The sequence below is a fragment of the Streptomyces stoeckheimensis genome (genome assembly GCF_045822005.1).
In the GTDB taxonomy this organism is placed as follows: domain Bacteria; phylum Actinomycetota; class Actinomycetes; order Streptomycetales; family Streptomycetaceae; genus Streptomyces; species Streptomyces stoeckheimensis.
On sequence record NZ_CP169550.1, the window covers coordinates 6889219 to 6905569 of the forward strand.

General features: G+C 69.4%; 11 protein-coding genes, 2 rRNA genes and 1 pseudogene. 12 read left to right on the forward strand and 2 right to left on the reverse strand.

Translation table 11 applies throughout. The features are described 5' to 3' along the window. The first annotated feature begins 257 nt into the window (after positions 1-257). The 4 genes and pseudogenes from ACE1OC_RS31235 to ACE1OC_RS31250 all read left to right on the forward strand — a co-directional run bounded on the left by ACE1OC_RS31235 (position 258) and on the right by ACE1OC_RS31250 (position 6299). Positions 258-3381: ribosomal RNA gene (locus tag ACE1OC_RS31235) — 23S ribosomal RNA — on the forward strand. A 107-nt stretch (positions 3382-3488) separates the two neighbouring features. Further along, positions 3489-3605, forward strand: a 5S ribosomal RNA gene (gene rrf, locus ACE1OC_RS31240). A 306-nt stretch (positions 3606-3911) separates the two neighbouring features. Further along, a pseudogene (locus ACE1OC_RS31245) lies at positions 3912-4628 on the forward strand (hypothetical protein); the annotation flags it as partial. A 774-nt stretch (positions 4629-5402) separates the two neighbouring features. Then, complete coding sequence (locus tag ACE1OC_RS31250) at positions 5403-6299, forward strand: hypothetical protein (protein WP_407841731.1); 897 nt, start codon at positions 5403-5405, stop codon at positions 6297-6299. 63 nt (positions 6300-6362) lie between these two features. Here the strand turns inward: ACE1OC_RS31250 and ACE1OC_RS31255 are convergent, their stop codons facing one another. Beyond that, positions 6363-7634: a DUF1015 family protein gene (locus tag ACE1OC_RS31255; RefSeq protein WP_407839809.1), complete on the reverse strand. Its 1272-nt coding sequence runs from the start codon at positions 7632-7634 to the stop codon at positions 6363-6365. 88 nt (positions 7635-7722) lie between these two features. On the opposite strand from ACE1OC_RS31255, the gene ACE1OC_RS31260 reads away from it, so the two are divergent. The 4 genes from ACE1OC_RS31260 (at position 7723) to ACE1OC_RS31275 (ending at position 11923) form a co-directional block, all read left to right on the forward strand. Continuing rightward, a complete protein-coding gene (locus ACE1OC_RS31260; protein WP_407839810.1) occupies positions 7723-8787 on the forward strand; it encodes an HAD-IIA family hydrolase in 1065 nt (354 codons plus the stop codon). A 147-nt stretch (positions 8788-8934) separates the two neighbouring features. After that, positions 8935-9978, forward strand: a complete 1044-nt coding sequence (locus ACE1OC_RS31265; RefSeq protein WP_407841732.1) for a FecCD family ABC transporter permease — start codon at positions 8935-8937, stop codon at positions 9976-9978. Next, positions 9975-11051: a FecCD family ABC transporter permease gene (locus ACE1OC_RS31270; protein ID WP_407839811.1), complete on the forward strand. Its 1077-nt coding sequence runs from the start codon at positions 9975-9977 to the stop codon at positions 11049-11051. The genes ACE1OC_RS31265 and ACE1OC_RS31270 overlap by 4 nt, the downstream gene beginning before the upstream one ends. A gap of 41 nt (positions 11052-11092) precedes the next feature. Beyond that, positions 11093-11923: an ABC transporter ATP-binding protein gene (locus ACE1OC_RS31275; protein WP_407839812.1), complete on the forward strand. Its 831-nt coding sequence runs from the start codon at positions 11093-11095 to the stop codon at positions 11921-11923. A gap of 67 nt (positions 11924-11990) precedes the next feature. Here the strand turns inward: ACE1OC_RS31275 and ACE1OC_RS31280 are convergent, their stop codons facing one another. Next, the gene (locus ACE1OC_RS31280) at positions 11991-12338 is read right to left on the reverse strand and encodes an SCP2 sterol-binding domain-containing protein (RefSeq protein WP_274552579.1); all 348 of its coding nucleotides are present in this window, start codon (positions 12336-12338) and stop codon (positions 11991-11993) included. A gap of 66 nt (positions 12339-12404) precedes the next feature. On the opposite strand from ACE1OC_RS31280, the gene ACE1OC_RS31285 reads away from it, so the two are divergent. The 4 genes from ACE1OC_RS31285 (at position 12405) to recN (ending at position 16302) form a co-directional block, all read left to right on the forward strand. Then, positions 12405-12665 carry a hypothetical protein gene (locus ACE1OC_RS31285; protein WP_274552580.1) on the forward strand — a complete coding sequence of 87 codons (261 nt, stop codon included), beginning with the start codon at positions 12405-12407 and terminating at the stop codon, positions 12663-12665. Positions 12666-12672: 7 nt separating this feature from the next. Continuing rightward, positions 12673-13488 (forward strand): TlyA family RNA methyltransferase, encoded by an 816-nt coding sequence (locus ACE1OC_RS31290; RefSeq protein WP_250753412.1) that lies wholly within the window; start codon positions 12673-12675, stop codon positions 13486-13488. Then, the gene (locus ACE1OC_RS31295) at positions 13485-14444 is read left to right on the forward strand and encodes an NAD kinase (RefSeq protein WP_407839813.1); all 960 of its coding nucleotides are present in this window, start codon (positions 13485-13487) and stop codon (positions 14442-14444) included. The genes ACE1OC_RS31290 and ACE1OC_RS31295 overlap by 4 nt, the downstream gene beginning before the upstream one ends. Positions 14445-14565: 121 nt before the next feature. Then, positions 14566-16302: a DNA repair protein RecN gene (gene recN, locus ACE1OC_RS31300; protein ID WP_407841733.1), complete on the forward strand. Its 1737-nt coding sequence runs from the start codon at positions 14566-14568 to the stop codon at positions 16300-16302. Positions 16303-16351: the final 49 nt, after the last annotated feature.

The window sequence follows — 16351 nt, forward strand, 5'->3', positions numbered from 1 at the left end:
ACGTTCTGCACGGTCAGCTCAGGGTGGAACGTTGATTAGTTGGCACGGTTTCCAAAACCTTCTGTGAGTACTGCTTCGGCGTGGAAAACGGTTTGAGTGGCGGGGATCGTGCTTGGCACGTTGTTGGGTATCTGAGGGTACGGCCGTAAGGCTTTATCTTCGCGATGCCGGCCCCAGTGAACTCGCCAGCTTGTCTGGTGGGGTGATGGGTGGCTGGTCGTTGCTTGAGAACTACACAGTGGACGCGAGCATCTGTAGGCCAAGTTTTTAAGGGCGCACGGTGGATGCCTTGGCACCAGGAACCGATGAAGGACGTGAGAGGCCGCGATAGGCCCCGGGGAGCTGCCAACTGAGCTTTGATCCGGGGGTGTCCGAATGGGGAAACCCGGCAGTCGTCATGGGCTGTCACCCACTGCTGAACACATAGGCAGTGTGGAGGGAACGCGGGGAAGTGAAACATCTCAGTACCCGCAGGAAGAGAAAACAACCGTGATTCCGGGAGTAGTGGCGAGCGAAACCGGATGAGGCCAAACCGTATGCGTGTGATACCCGGCAGGGGTTGCGCATGCGGGGTTGTGGGAATTCTTTTGATCGGTCTGCCGGCCGGTCGGCGAGTCAGAAACCGTTGATGTAGTCGAAGGACATGCGAAAGGTCCGGCGTAGAGGGTAAGACCCCCGTAGACGAAACATCAGCGGCTTGCTTAAGAATCTCCCAAGTAGCACGGGGCCCGAGAAATCCCGTGTGAATCTGGCGGGACCACCCGCTAAGCCTAAATATTCCCTGGTGACCGATAGCGGATAGTACCGTGAGGGAATGGTGAAAAGTACCGCGGGAGCGGAGTGAAATAGTACCTGAAACCGTGTGCCTACAAGCCGTGGGAGCGTCGCTGTATGTGCTTGCACATACAGTCGTGACTGCGTGCCTTTTGAAGAATGAGCCTGCGAGTTAGCGGTGTGTAGCGAGGTTAACCCGTGTGGGGAAGCCGTAGCGAAAGCGAGTCCGAATAGGGCGATTGAGTTGCACGCTCTAGACCCGAAGCGGAGTGATCTAGCCATGGGCAGGTTGAAGCGGAGGTAAGACTTCGTGGAGGACCGAACCCACCAGGGTTGAAAACCTGGGGGATGACCTGTGGTTAGGGGTGAAAGGCCAATCAAACTCCGTGATAGCTGGTTCTCCCCGAAATGCATTTAGGTGCAGCGTCACGTGTTTCTTGCCGGAGGTAGAGCACTGGATAGGCGATGGGCCCTACCGGGTTACTGACCTTAGCCAAACTCCGAATGCCGGTAAGTGAGAGCGTGGCAGTGAGACTGTGGGGGATAAGCTCCATGGTCGAGAGGGAAACAGCCCAGAGCATCGACTAAGGCCCCTAAGCGTACGCTAAGTGGGAAAGGATGTGGAGTCGCAGAGACAACCAGGAGGTTGGCTTAGAAGCAGCCACCCTTGAAAGAGTGCGTAATAGCTCACTGGTCAAGTGATTCCGCGCCGACAATGTAGCGGGGCTCAAGCGTACCGCCGAAGTCGTGTCATTGCAGCAATAGGGCCAACGCCTGCTGTGATGGGTAGGGGAGCGTCGTGTGCCGGGTGAAGCAGCAGCGGAAGCTAGTTGTGGACGGTTCACGAGTGAGAATGCAGGCATGAGTAGCGATACACACGTGAGAAACGTGTGCGCCGATTGACTAAGGGTTCCTGGGTCAAGCTGATCTGCCCAGGGTAAGTCGGGACCTAAGGCGAGGCCGACAGGCGTAGTCGATGGACAACCGGTTGATATTCCGGTACCCGCTTTGAAACGCCCAATATCGAATCAGGCGATGCTAAGCCCGTGAAGCCGTTCCGGACCCTTCGGGGAAAGGAAAGTGGTGGAGCCGGCGAACCAGACTTGTAGTAGGTAAGCGATGGGGTGACGCAGGAAGGTAGTCCAGCCCGGGCGGTGGTAGTCCCGGGGTAAGGGTGTAGGCCGAGGGGTAGGCAAATCCGTCCCTCATATAAGGCTGAGACCTGATGCCGAGCCGATTGTGGTGAAGTGGATGATCCTATGCTGTCGAGAAAAGCCTCTAGCGAGTTTCATGGCGGCCCGTACCCTAAACCGACTCAGGTGGTCAGGTAGAGAATACCGAGGCGTTCGGGTGAACTATGGTTAAGGAACTCGGCAAAATGCCCCCGTAACTTCGGGAGAAGGGGGGCCAGTCCTGGTGATCGGATTTACTCCGTGAGCTGGGGGTGGCCGCAGAGACCAGCGAGAAGCGACTGTTTACTAAAAACACAGGTCCGTGCGAAGCCGTAAGGCGATGTATACGGACTGACGCCTGCCCGGTGCTGGAACGTTAAGGGGACCGGTTAGTCACATTTCGGTGTGGCGAAGCTGAGAACTTAAGCGCCAGTAAACGGCGGTGGTAACTATAACCATCCTAAGGTAGCGAAATTCCTTGTCGGGTAAGTTCCGACCTGCACGAATGGCGTAACGACTTCTCGACTGTCTCAACCATAGGCCCGGTGAAATTGCACTACGAGTAAAGATGCTCGTTTCGCGCAGCAGGACGGAAAGACCCCGGGACCTTTACTATAGTTTGATATTGGTGTTCGGTTCGGCTTGTGTAGGATAGGTGGGAGACTTTGAAGCGGCCACGCCAGTGGTTGTGGAGTCGTCGTTGAAATACCACTCTGGTCGTGCTGGATGTCTAACCTCGGTCCGTGATCCGGATCAGGGACAGTGTCTGATGGGTAGTTTAACTGGGGCGGTTGCCTCCCAAAAAGTAACGGAGGCGCCCAAAGGTTCCCTCAGCCTGGTTGGCAATCAGGTGTTGAGTGTAAGTGCACAAGGGAGCTTGACTGTGAGACCGACGGGTCGAGCAGGGACGAAAGTCGGGACTAGTGATCCGGCGGTGGCTTGTGGAAGCGCCGTCGCTCAACGGATAAAAGGTACCCCGGGGATAACAGGCTGATCTTCCCCAAGAGTCCATATCGACGGGATGGTTTGGCACCTCGATGTCGGCTCGTCGCATCCTGGGGCTGGAGTCGGTCCCAAGGGTTGGGCTGTTCGCCCATTAAAGCGGTACGCGAGCTGGGTTTAGAACGTCGTGAGACAGTTCGGTCCCTATCCGCTGTGCGCGTAGGAATATTGAGAAGGGCTGTCCCTAGTACGAGAGGACCGGGACGGACGAACCTCTGGTGTGCCAGTTGTCCTGCCAAGGGCATGGCTGGTTGGCTACGTTCGGGAGGGATAACCGCTGAAAGCATCTAAGCGGGAAGCCTGCTTCAAGATGAGTATTCCCACCTCCTTGAGAGGGTAAGGCTCCCAGTAGACGACTGGGTTGATAGGCCAGATGTGGAAGCCCGGTAACGGGTGGAGCTGACTGGTACTAATAGGCCGAGGGCTTGTCCTCAGTTGCTCGCGTCCACTGTGTTAGTTCTGAAGCAACGAACGGTTGCTGGTTTCTAGAGCTAGAACATAACTACAAAGTGTGCTTGTTCGCTCGAAACCGATTAGGGTTTCGGTGGTCATAGCGTTAGGGAAACGCCCGGTTACATTCCGAACCCGGAAGCTAAGCCTTTCAGCGCCGATGGTACTGCAGGGGGGACCCTGTGGGAGAGTAGGACACCGCCGAACAATTTTTCAAAGGACCCCTGGTCCAGCGTTCAACGCTGGAGCAGGGGTCTTTTTTGTTTTCCAGAGCTTTTCGCCGAAGCGCGGCCATGGGTTGGTTGCGCGAGAATGACTAGCGGTACCCCGAAGACAGGAGTCACACCCATGTCCAACTCTCCCGACGATCGTCCGGAGCGCGAGCCTCGGCGCAACGACGGCGGTGACAGGGGCGGCTACCGCGGGGGCCGTGACGACCGTGGCGGCGACCGTCCGCCGTTCCGTCGCGATGACCGTCCCACCGGTGGTGGCGACCGTCCCTCCGGCGGCGGCTTCCGCCGAGACGACCGTGGCGGCCGTCCGGCCGGCGGTGGCGACCGTCCGTCGTACCCGCGCCGCGATGACCGTGGTGGTGACCGTCCCTCCGGTGGTGGCTTCCGCCGTGACGACCGTGGCGGCCGTCCCACCGGTGGTGGCGACCGTCCGTCGTACCCGCGCCGCGATGACCGTGGTGGTGACCGTCCCTCCGGTGGTGGCTTCCGCCGCGACGACCGTGGTGACCGTCCCACTGGTGGTGGCTTCCGTGGGAACGACCGCGGTGACCGTCCCTCGTACCCGCGTCGTGACGACCGCCCCTCCGGCGGCGACCGTCCCTCCTTCCCCCGTCGCGACGACCGTGGCGGCGACCGTCCGTCGTACCCCCGTCGCGATGACCGTCCCTCCGGTGGCGACCGTCCCTCGGGTGGTGGCTTCCGCCGCGACGACCGTGGTGACCGTCCCACTGGTGGTGGCTTCCGTGGGAACGACCGCGGTGACCGTCCCTCGTACCCGCGTCGTGACGACCGCCCCTCCGGCGGCGACCGTCCCTCCTTCCCCCGTCGTGATGACGACCGCGGTGGGTTCCGCGGCGGCCGTGACGACCGCGGCGGCGACCGTCCCTCCTACCCGCGTCGCGATGACCGTGGTGGCGACCGTCCCTCGGGTGGTGGCTTCCGCCGCGACGACCGTGGTGACCGTCCCTCCGGTGGTGGCTTCCGTGGGAACGACCGCGGTGACCGTCCCTCGTACCCGCGTCGTGACGACCGCCCCTCCGGCGGCGACCGCCCGTCCTACCCGCGTCGTGATGACGACCGCGGTGGGTTCCGTGGCGGCCGTGACGACCGTGGCGGCGACCGTCCCTCCTACCCCCGTCGCGACGACCGTCCCTCTGGTGGCGACCGTCCGTCGTACCCCCGTCGTGACGACCGTCCCTCCGGCGGTGGCTTCCGCGGCAACGACCGTGGTGGTGACCGTCCCAGCGGTGGTGGCTTCCGTGGCAACGACCGGGGCGACCGTCCCTCGTACCCGCGTCGTGACGACGACCGCGGTGGGTTCCGTGGCGGCCGTGACGACCGTGGCGGCGACCGTCCGTCGTACCCCCGTCGCGATGACCGTCCCTCCGGTGGCGACCGTCCCTCGGGTGGTGGCTTCCGCCGCGACGACCGTGGTGACCGTCCCACCGGTGGTGGCTTCCGTGGGAACGACCGCGGTGACCGTCCCTCGTACCCCCGTCGTGACGACCGCCCCTCCGGCGGCGACCGCCCGTCCTACCCGCGTCGCGATGACGACCGCGGTGGGTTCCGCGGCGGCCGTGACGACCGCGGTGGCGACCGTCCCTCCTACCCGCGTCGCGACGACCGTGGTGGCGACCGCGGTGGGTTCCGCGGTCGTGACGACCGGGGTGGCGACCGTGACTTCCGTGCGGACCGGGACCCGGTCAAGCGGCTTCCGATCGACGACGACGTCACCGGTTTCGAGATCGACTCCGACGTTCGCCAGGAGCTGCTGAGCCTGCCCAAGGGGCTGGCCGAGGAAGTCTCCAAGAACCTGGTCATGGTGGCCCGGCTGATCGACGAGGACCCGGAGCAGGCGTACGCGTACTCGCGCATCGCCCTGCGTCTGGCCTCGCGTGTCGCCGCCGTGCGCGAGGCCGCCGGCTTCGCCGCGTACGCCAACCAGAAGTACGCCGAGGCGATCGCGGAGTTCCGCGCCGCCAAGCGGATGACCGGTTCGGTCGAGCTGTGGCCCGTCATCGCCGACTGCGAGCGCGGCCTCGGCCGTCCGGAGCGGGCGCTGGCCATGGCCGGTGAGCCCGAGGTGCAGAAGCTGGACAAGGCCGGACAGGTCGAGATGCGACTGGTCGCGGCCGGCGCCCGCCGGGACATGGACCAGCTCGACGCGGCCATCGTCACCCTGCAGAGCCCGGAGCTGGCCTCCAACTCCGTGCAGCCGTGGACCGCGCGTCTGCGGTACGCCTACGCCGACGCCCTGCTGGCGGCCGGTCGTGAGGACGAGGCGCGCGAGTGGTTCGCCAAGACCCTCGAGGCCGACAAGGACGGGGCCACGGACGCCTCCGACCGTCTCGCCGAGCTGGACGGTGTCGAGTTCGTCGACGCCTCCGCCGTCGACGTCGACGACGACTCGGACCTGGATGCCGAGGAGGCGTTCGACGACGAGGTCGAGGAAGAGGACGAGGACGAGGACGACGACGACCCCGAGGTCGCGGCGGCCGAGCGTGCCTCCGACCAGGCCGAGTACTACGACGAGGACGACGACGAGTACGAAGGCGACCTCGATGAGGATGTCGACGTCACCGACGAGATCGTCGTTGTCGACGAGGACGAGGACGACGACCGTCAGGACGACGGGCGTCGTGACGCCGGAGTCCGCGACGACGGCTGAGTGAACTGAGAAGGGCGGTACCCCCGATGGGGGTACCGCCCTTTTTTCGTTCTGCGGGGTCCGTCAGTCCACGCTGCGCAGGACCAGGCCGGTGGCCGGCTTGGGGCCGAAAGAGGTGGACTTGCGGGGCATCGTCACGCCCTGGCGGGCCAGTTCCCGTACGACCGACTCGCGCACGGGGTGCAGCAGGACGGCCGTGCCCCCGAGGCGCTCCGCCATCTCGACGGTGGCCTCGGTGTCGTGGATGTACGAGATCTGGTCGGGGGCGTCGGGGACGGCCCACAGCGTGTCCAGCAGGGTCGCGTGGAGCACCGTGGCGTCGAGCCGGCGCCAGGCCTCGGGGCGGTCGCCGCGAACCGTGCGCTCGATCAGGGCCGGCTCGGGGTCGGTGACCAGGTGGAAGCTGCCGTCGCCGGTGAGCAGGAAGGCGTTGCCGAGCTCCGCGGCCTCGGCCAGGGCCGCCATGGCCGTCGGCAGCGGGCCGTCGACGGTGCGGACCCGGAAGCGGCCGTCGAGGGCGGCCAGGGCGTCGGCGGGGGCCAGTTGCCGGAGCAGCCGGTGGATCGCGCGGACCTGGAGCGGGTAGCGGGCGGTGTCGACGAGGAGGACCAGGCCGAAGTCCCAGGGGGTGGGGGAGCCGTGCTCCTCCTGGAGGCGCAGGTACGTCGCCCAGCGGTGGTGGCCGTCGGCGATGAGGGCCTGGCGGTCGCCCAGGTCGGTGGTGATCTCCGCCAGGTCGGCGGGGTCCGTGACGGCCCACAGCCGGTGCTGGAAACCGTCCTCGGTGGTGGTGGAGAACAGCGGCGTGGAACGGGCGGTGCGCTCGACGACCGCGGCCGCGCCCACCGCCGGATCCTCGCCGAGGTAGGTCAGGAGGAGGGGCTCGAGATTGGCCGATGTGGCGCGCATCAGGCCGGCGCGGTCGGTGACCACGTGCGGCATGACGTCCTCGTGGGGGAGGACGATCCCGGCTTCGGCGGCGGAGAGCGCCAGGGCCCCGATGACCCCGCGCTGGAGGAGCTCGCCCCGGCGCTGCTCGTAGACGTAGAGCGCGGGCACCGGATCGGCGCTGAGGATGCCCTCCGCGAGCCAGTCGCGCAGCGTGTGCGCCGCCTGCTCGTTGCGGGCGGCGGGGGTGTCGGCCTGCGGGAGGATCAGGCGGACGATGTTGTGGGGGTCGGCGGACTCCAGGTGGTTGAGTCCGTCGGGGCGCACGACCACGTCGTACGGCGGCGAGGTCACGGCGGCCAAGCTGCCGACGCGCTCGGGGACATAGCGCAGGCCATGGAACGGGATCAGGCGCAGTCCGTGGTCCGCGGTGCCAGATGTGGTCATTGGTGAATCGTAAGACGCGTCTCGCCATGCGGGATGATCGGGGGAGTACGGAAACCGGACAAGATCGATCGCATGAGGAGCCGACACCATGACGCGGCAGAGCAGGACCCTTCCCGCGGGCAGTGAGCGGAGTCTGCACCAGGCGTACGACACGGCCCTGCTGGACCTCGACGGGGTGGTGTACGCGGGCGGCGAGGCCATCGCGCACGCCGTGGACTCGCTCGCCGCGGCTCGGGCCGACGGGATGCACCTGGCGTACGTGACGAACAATGCGCTGCGCACCCCGGACGCGGTTGCCGAGCACCTGAGCGAGCTGGGGATCCCGACGGAGGCCGGCGAGGTGATCACCTCCGCGCAGGCGGTGGCCCGTCTCATCGCCGAGCAGGTGGAGCCCGGGTCGAAGGTGCTGGTGATCGGCGGTGAGGGGCTGCGGGTCGCGCTGCGCGAACGCGGGCTGGTGCCGGTGGACTCCGCCGAGGAGGCGGGGCTCGCCGCGGTGGTCCAGGGGTACGGAGGGCCCGACCTGCAGTGGTCGCGGTTCGCGGAGGCCTCGTACGCGATCAACCGCGGGGTGCCGTGGTACGCCTCGAACACCGATCTGACGATTCCCGGGGCGCGGGGGATCGCTCCGGGCAACGGGGCCGCCGTGGAGGTCGTACGGATCGCCACGGGCGCGGAGCCGCAGGTGGCCGGCAAGCCGCTGCCCCCCATGCACCGCGAGACCGTGCTGCGGACCGGGGCGAAGCGGCCGCTGGTGGTCGGCGACCGGCTGGACACCGACATCGAGGGCGCCTTCAACGGGGACGTGGACTCGCTGCTGGTGCTGACCGGGGTGACGGACGGGGCGCAGCTGCTGCGGGCCGAGCCGAAGTACCGGCCGACGTACGTGGACCGGGACCTGCGCGGGCTGCTGACCGGGCAGCCGGAGGTGGTTGCGGCGGCCGGGGGCGGGTTCCGCTGCGGGAGTTGGACCGCGGTGGCGCTGGACGGGGTGCTGGAGCTGCGCGGGGAGGAAGCCGGACCGGAGGGTGCGGAGGGCGCCGACGGTGCGATGGACGGGCTGCGGGCGCTGTGTGCGGCGGCCTGGACGCAGGCGGGGGACGGCTCGTGCGGGCTGGACGCGGGGAAGGCGCTGGCGCGGCTGGGGCTGTAAGGCGCGGAGTCCTGGCAGGTCAGGGCCGGCTGCGGGCCGGTGGGTCGGGCGGGCTGGTTCCTGGGCCCCGTAGGGACTTAAGGCCTGGCCGGAGGGCTGTTCGGGGGAGCCGAGCAAGGTGGAGGGTAGGCTAACCTAACTTTCGTGTTGGTCGAGAGTCCCCCCGAACCGAGCGCGGCGCCGGCCGCCGCCACCCGCTCGCGCCACGGTGCGCGAGCCGCCGGTCTGCTCGCCGCCTTCGGCGTGCTCGCGCTGGTCGTGGTGGCGAGCGTCGCCGTCGGCGCCAAGCAGATGCCCCTCCACGAGGTCTGGCACGGCCTGTTCCACTACTCCGGGACGGCCTCCGACGTCGTCGTACGGGACCTGCGGGTCCCGCGGACCCTCCTCGGCGTGCTGGTCGGCCTCGGCCTCGGACTGTCCGGCGCCGTGATGCAGGCCCTGACCCGCAACCCGCTGGCGGAGCCGGGCATCCTCGGCGTCAACGCGGGGGCCGCGGCAGCCGTCGTATCGGCCATCAGCTTCTTCGGGGCGTCCTCGCTCAGCGAGTTCGTGTGGTGGGCCTTCCTCGGCGCCGCCGTCGTCTCCGTGGTCGTGTACGTGCTCGGCGGCAGCCGCAGCGCCACGCCCGTGCGCCTGGCGCTCGCCGGTACGGCGGCCACCGCGGCCCTCGTCGGATACATCAACGCCGTGCAGCTGATGGACAGCAAGGCGCTGGACAAGCTCCGTTTCTGGACCGTGGGCTCGCTGGCCTCCGCGAACATGGACACCGTCCGGCAAGTGGCGCCCTTCCTGGTGGTCGGCGCCGTCCTCGCGCTCTGCCTGGGCCGGCCGCTCAACGCCATGGCCATGGGCGACGACACCGCGCGGGCGCTCGGCGCGCACCTGACGCGGACCCGGGTCGGCGCGATGATCGCCATCACCCTGCTGTGCGGGGCCGCGACCGCGGCCTGCGGGCCGATCGTGTTCGTCGGCCTGATGATCCCGCACCTCGTACGGTTCTTCACCGGCCCGGACATGCGCTGGGTGCTCGGGTACTCGGCGGTGCTCTCGCCCGTCCTGCTGCTCGGCGCCGACGTCATCGGCCGGGTCGTCACCCGGCCCGCCGAACTCCAGGTCGGCATCGTCACCGCGCTGATCGGCGGACCCGTCTTCATCTACCTCGTCCGGCGCAAGAGGATGGCCCAGCTGTGACAGTGACCGACGCACCCCGCCCGGCGCGCGGGGGCCGGACCGGGCCCCGGCCGGTGCGCCTGCCCGGCGGGATATCGCTGCGCCTGGAGCGGCGCGCGCTGGGCGTCGGGGCGCTGCTCCTGGTGCTCGTACTGGCGGCGGCCGTCCTGCTCATCGGCACCGGCGACTTCGACATCGCCCCCTGGGACGTCGTACAGACCCTGCTGGGCAACGGCACGCCCGCGCACGAGTTCATCGTCAACGACCTGCGGCTTCCGCGGGTCCTGGTCGGCATCCTGGTGGGCGCGGCCCTCGGCATGGCCGGCGCCGTCTTCCAGTCCGTCTCGCGCAACCCGCTCGGCTCCCCGGACGTGCTGGGCTTCGGCTACGGCTCGGCCGTCGGCGCGCTGCTGGTCATCGTGCTGTTCCACGGCGGCGCCGGCGAGGTGGCCGTCGGGGCCCTGGTGGGCGGGGTGGTGGCAGGCCTGGCCGTGTACCTGCTCGCGTACAAGCAGGGCATCCACGGCTACCGGTTGGTCCTCGTCGGCATCGGCGCCTCCGCGATGCTGGTCGCCGTCATCCAGTACCTGCTGACGAAGGCGCAGCTCGTCGAGGCCACCCGCGCGATGGTGTGGCTGACCGGCTCGCTCGCCGGCCGGGACTGGGCGCAGGTCTGGCCGCTGCTCGCGACGTGCGCGGTGCTGTTCCCGCTGGTCCTCGGCCAGAGCCGGGCCCTGCGGATGATCGAGATGGGCGACGACGCGGCGTACGCGGTCGGGGTGCGGGTGGAGCGGACCCGGCTGCTGCTGATGGTGGCGGCGATCCTGCTCACCACCGCGGCCAGCGCCGCGGCCGGGCCGATCAGTTTCGTCGCGCTGGCCGCGCCGCAGCTCGCCCGCCGGCTGACCCGCTCGCCCGGGGCGAGCCTGCTGACCGGCGCGCTGATGGGCGCGCTCCTGCTGCTGGTGTCCGACTGGGCCTCACAGCGGGCCTTCGGCGCCGACCAGTTGCCGGTGGGGGTGGTGACGGGGCTGGTCGGCGGCTGCTACCTGCTCTGGCTGCTCGTCACCGAGCGCAGGGCGGGCCGCATATGAGGGAGCAGGGGGATCAGAGGGACCAGAGGGACCAGAAGGGCATGAGCAACCAGAGGAGCAGGCAAGTGCAGCGGCTGACCGCGGAGAACGTGACCCTCGGCTACGACCAGCGGGTCATCGCCGAGAACCTGTCGGTGGAGATCCCCGACCACTCCTTCACGGTGATCGTCGGCCCCAACGCCTGCGGCAAGTCCACCCTGCTGCGCGCCCTGTCGCGGATGCTGAAGCCGACGGTGGGGCGGGTGCTGCTGGACGGTCAGGCCATCGGGTCGATGCCGGCGAAGAAGGTGGCCAAGACGCTGGGTCTGCTGCCGCAGTCCTCGATCGCCCCGGACGGGATCACCGTGTCGGACCTGGTCTCGCGCGGCCGCTATCCGCACCAGGGGCTGCTGCGGCAGTGGTCGGCGGACGACGAGCGCATCGTGAACGAGTCGATGGCCTCCACGGGGGTCGCCGAGCTCGCGGACCGGGCGGTGGACGAGCTGTCGGGCGGGCAGCGCCAGCGGGTGTGGATCGCGATGGCACTGGCGCAGCAGACGCCCCTGCTGCTGCTGGACGAGCCGACGACCTACCTGGACATCCAGCACCAGATCGAGGTGCTGAACCTCTGCGCGGAGCTCCACGAGGAGCGGGGGCGGACGCTGGTCGCCGTGCTGCACGATCTGAACCATGCGGCCCGCTACGCGACCCACCTGATCGCGATGCGGGACGGGAAGGTCGTGGCGGAGGGGCCGCCGGCCGAGGTGGTCACGGCGGAGCTGGTGGAGCGGGTGTTCGGGCTGCGGTGCCAAGTCATTGCGGACCCGGAGACGGGGACGCCGCTGGTGATTCCCGCGGCGCGGATCGCTCGGGCGGTGGCACGCGCCGAGTAGCGGGTGCGGCGCCGCTTCCTGGGGCTCCGCCCCGGACCCCGCGCCTCAAACGCCGGCGAGGCTGGATTTAGAGCAGGCTCTTGAGTCTCAGCAGGTCGCGGAAGCCTGCTTCCAGGCGGATGCGGCCCGAGGCCCAGGCCTTGGGGAACTTCAGGTCGCCGGCGACCAGGGCGACCAGGTCGTCACCGGTCATCGCGAGCCGGATCTCGGCCTTGGCGGACGGCGGGCCGGGGGCGACCGCGTCCACGCGGATCCGGCCTCCGTCGAGGCGGCCCGTGAAGGTCCGGTCCAGGTCGGTGATGTGGCAGCTCAGCGAGCGGTCGAGCGCGGTCGCACCGCGCACGTCGCCTTCGGCCCGCGCCAGGTTGTCGGAGAGTTGGTCGAGTGCCGCACGGCACTCCTCGATCGTAGCCATCGTGATCCCGACCGTACCGCAGAGCCGCGCGCCGTCGTGGGCGCCCTACGCGGTAGCGTCGGGGGCATGAACGAAGAAGTGCCCGCCGGGGCCCAGGAACCGGACGAAGCCCCGGCCGCGCCCGCCGGGCCGGTCGCGCTGGGCCTCGTACGCACCCCCACCGGGCACGCCGGGGCGGACGCCGCGCTGGAGCGGCTGGCGGACGTGGACCACCTCCCGGCGGACGGACACGTCGAGGTGTACGAGGATGTGCACAGGGGGCTGCGCTCCGCGCTGACCGCGCTGGACGCGACCGAAGGCCCCCGTCCGCACGAAAACAGGAGCTGAACCGATCGTGGCAGGAGTGGCACGCCGCCGCCTGGACGCCGAACTGGTACGCCGCAGCATGGCCCGCTCGCGCGAGCACGCCGCGCAGCTGATCGCCGCCGGCCGGGTGACCGTGGGCGGCAATACGGCGACGAAGCCGGCCACCCAGGTCGAGACCAGCGCGGCCCTCGTGGTCCTCAAGGACGACAGCGACCCCGACTACGTCTCCCGGGGCGGCCACAAGCTGGCGGGGGCGCTCGCGGCCTTCCAGCCCCAGGGGCTGCGCGTGGAGGGCCGCCGGGCGCTGGACGCGGGTGCCTCGACCGGCGGGTTCACCGACGTGCTGCTGCGCGCCGGAGTGGAGCACGTGATGGCCGTCGACGTCGGGTACGGGCAGCTCGCCTGGTCCCTGCAGAGCGACGACCGGGTCACCGTCAAGGACCGCACGAACGTGCGCGAGCTGACGGTGGAGCTGATCGACGGGGTGCCCGTGGACCTGGTCGTCGGCGACCTGTCCTTCATCTCGATCGGGCTGGTGCTGCCCGCGCTCGTACGCTGCTGCGCGCCCGACGCGGATCTGGTGCTGATGGTCAAACCGCAGTTCGAGGTCGGCAAGGACCGGCTCGGCAGCGGTGGCGTGGTGCGCAGTACGGAATTGCGCGCCGAGGCCGTGCGGGACGTCGCGGCGCAGGCGTGGAAGTTGGGCCTGGGCGTGCTCGGGGTGACCGCGAGCCCGCTTCCGGGCCCGTCGGGCAACGTCGAGTATTTTCTGTGGCTGCGGGCGGGGGCACCGGCACTCGACCCGGCGGATGTTGACCGTGCAGTGGCGGAGGGGCCGCAGTGAGTGATCTTTCGGGGGACCCGGCACAGTCGGGGGAGTCAGGGAAGTCGGGGGAGTCGGGGAAGCGGACCGTCTTCCTGCTCGCCCACACCGGGCGGCCCGCGGCCATCCGCAGTGCCGAGCTGGTGGTGCAGGGTCTGCTGCGCAGCGGGCTGGGCGTACGGGTGCTGCGGCACGAGGCGGTGGACCTGCCGCTGCCGCCCGAGGTGGAGCTGGTGGCCGAGTCCGAGTGCACCCCGGAGGTGCTCGACGGGTGCGAGCTGCTCATCGTGCTCGGCGGCGACGGGACGCTGCTGCGCGGCGCGGAGTTCGCGCGCGGCTCCGGGGTGCCGATGCTCGGCGTCAACCTGGGCCGGGTGGGCTTCCTCGCGGAGGCGGAGCGGGACGACCTGGACAAGGTCGTGGCCCGGGTCGTGACGCGCGACTACGAGGTCGAGGAGCGGATGACCCTCGATGTGGTCGTGCGGACCAACGGGGACGTGGTGCACCGGGACTGGGCGCTGAACGAGGCGGCCGTCCAGAAGGTGTCCCCGGAGCGGATGCTGGAGGTGGTCCTGGAGATCGACGGGCGCCCGGTGTCCGGCTTCGGCTGCGACGGGATCGTCTGCGCGACGCCGACGGGCTCGACGGCGTACGCCTTCTCGGCCGGCGGGCCGGTGGTCTGGCCGGAGGTGGAGGCGCTGCTGATGGTGCCGATCAGCGCGCACGCGCTGTTCGCGAAGCCGCTGGTGACCTCGCCGGACTCGGTGCTGGCCGTGGAGGTGCAGACCGGGACCCCGCACGGGGTGCTGTGGTGCGACGGGCGGCGGACGGTGGAGCTGCCGTCCGGTGCCCGCGTGGAGGTCCGGCGGGGGACGGTGCCGGTGCGGCTCGCCCGGCTGCACCACGCGTCGTTCACGGACCGGCTCGTCGCGAAGTTCGCGCTGCCGGTGTCGGGATGGCGCGGAGCCCCGCACTAGGGCTGTAGGGGGCCTCGTGCACCACGCGTACGTAAATAGCATGATTGTTCGAGTCGGTTCGGGCGGGTGACGTCACATGGCACCCATGAAACCTCGGTATCGTCGTCCCGTGCTTGAGGAGATGCGGATACGGTCGCTCGGAGTCATCGACGACGCTGTGGTCGAGCTGTCACCCGGTTTCACCGCGGTGACCGGCGAGACCGGCGCGGGCAAGACCATGGTCGTCACCAGCCTCGGGCTGCTGCTCGGCGGGCGCGCCGACCCCGCCCTGGTGCGGATCGGGGCCAAGGCGGCGGTCGTCGAAGGGCGCATCGTCATGCGCCCGGACGCCCCCGCGGCGCTGCGCGCCGAGGAGGCCGGCGCCGAGCTCGACGACGGCGCCCTGCTGATCAGCCGGACCGTTTCCGCCGAGGGCCGCTCGCGCGCCCACGTCGGCGGCCGCTCCGTGCCCGTCGGGCTGCTCGCCGAACTCGCCGACGACCTCGTCGCCGTCCACGGCCAGACCGACCAGCAGGGCCTGCTCCGGCCCGCCCGGCAGCGCCAAGCCCTCGACCGGTACGCGGGCGACGCCGTCGCCGTCCCGCTGGAGAAGTACGCCGCCGCCCACCGCAGGCTGCGCGCCGTCGCCGGAGAGCTGGAGGAGATCACCACCCGGGCCCGGGAACGCGCCCAGGAGGCCGATCTGCTCCGCTTCGGGCTCGACGAGATCGCCGCCGTGGAACCGCTCTCGGGCGAGGACACCGAGCTGGCCGCGGAGGCCGAGCGCCTCGGGCACGCCGAGTCCCTGTCCTCGGCCGCCCAGGTCGCGCACGCCGCCCTGGCCGGCAACGTCGAGGACCCCGAGGGCGTCGACGCGGGCGCGCTCGTCGCCGGGGCGCACCGCGCACTGGAATCCGTACGCTCCCACGACCCGGCGCTCGGCGCGCTCGCCGAGCGGATCGGGGAACTGGGCATCCTGCTCGGGGACGTGGCCGGGGAACTCGCCGGGTACGCGGACGACCTGGACGCCGATCCGCTGCGGCTGGCGGCCGTGGAGGAGCGGAGGGCGGCGCTGACCCAGCTGATCCGCAAGTACGGATCCGCCGAGAACGGCCTGGACTCCGTCCTGGAGTGGGCCGAACGCGGTTCCGTACGGCTGCTGGAGCTGGACGGCGACGACGAGCGGATCGACGAGCTGACAGCGGAGCGCGACGGGCTGCGGCTGGAACTCTCCGTACTGGCTCAGACGTTGACCGACGCGCGGAACGAGGCGGCGACCCGCTTCGCGTCGGCGGTCACCGAGGAGCTGGCCTCCCTGGCGATGCCGCACGCGCGGGTCACCATCGACGTCCGGCAGACCGAGGACCCCGAGGGGGTCGAGGTCGGCGGCCGGCTCGTCGCGTACGGGCCCTCCGGCGTCGACGAGGTCGAACTGCTGCTGGCCCCGCACCCCGGAGCCCAGCCGCGGCCGATCGCCAAGGGTGCCTCGGGCGGTGAGCTGTCCCGGGTGATGCTCGCCGTCGAGGTCGTCTTCGCGGGCTCCGACCCGGTGCCCACGTACCTCTTCGACGAGGTCGACGCGGGCGTCGGCGGCAAGGCCGCGGTGGAGGTCGGACGGCGGCTCGCGAAGCTGGCCAAGTCGGCCCAGGTCGTCGTCGTCACGCACCTGCCGCAGGTGGCGGCCTTCGCGGACCGGCAGCTGCTGGTCGAGAAGACCAACGACGGGTCCGTGACCCGCAGCGGCGTCACCGTCCTGGAGGGTGAGGCCCGGATCCGCGAGCTGTCGCGGATGCTGGCCGGCCACGAGGACTCGGCGTCGGCGCGGGCGCACGCGGAGGAACTGCTCGCGGCGGCCCGGAGTTCGCAGTCATCACGCTGACGCCCGGCTAGCCCGTGTGGGTGAGGATCGGGGGCTCGGGGCGGTATCT

What these genes read in the sequence shown, in the direction of transcription:
- ACE1OC_RS31255 (WP_407839809.1), bottom strand. Translation starts at nt 7,634, where the DNA reads ATGACCACATCTGGCACCGCGGACCACGGACTGCGCCTGATCCCGTTC.
- ACE1OC_RS31260 (WP_407839810.1), top strand. Translation starts at nt 7,723, where the DNA reads ATGACGCGGCAGAGCAGGACCCTTCCCGCGGGCAGTGAGCGGAGTCTG.
- ACE1OC_RS31275 (WP_407839812.1), top strand. Translation starts at nt 11,093, where the DNA reads ATGAGCAACCAGAGGAGCAGGCAAGTGCAGCGGCTGACCGCGGAGAAC.
- ACE1OC_RS31280 (WP_274552579.1), bottom strand. Translation starts at nt 12,338, where the DNA reads ATGGCTACGATCGAGGAGTGCCGTGCGGCACTCGACCAACTCTCCGAC.
- ACE1OC_RS31285 (WP_274552580.1), top strand. Translation starts at nt 12,405, where the DNA reads ATGAACGAAGAAGTGCCCGCCGGGGCCCAGGAACCGGACGAAGCCCCG.
- recN (WP_407841733.1), top strand. Translation starts at nt 14,566, where the DNA reads ATGCGGATACGGTCGCTCGGAGTCATCGACGACGCTGTGGTCGAGCTG.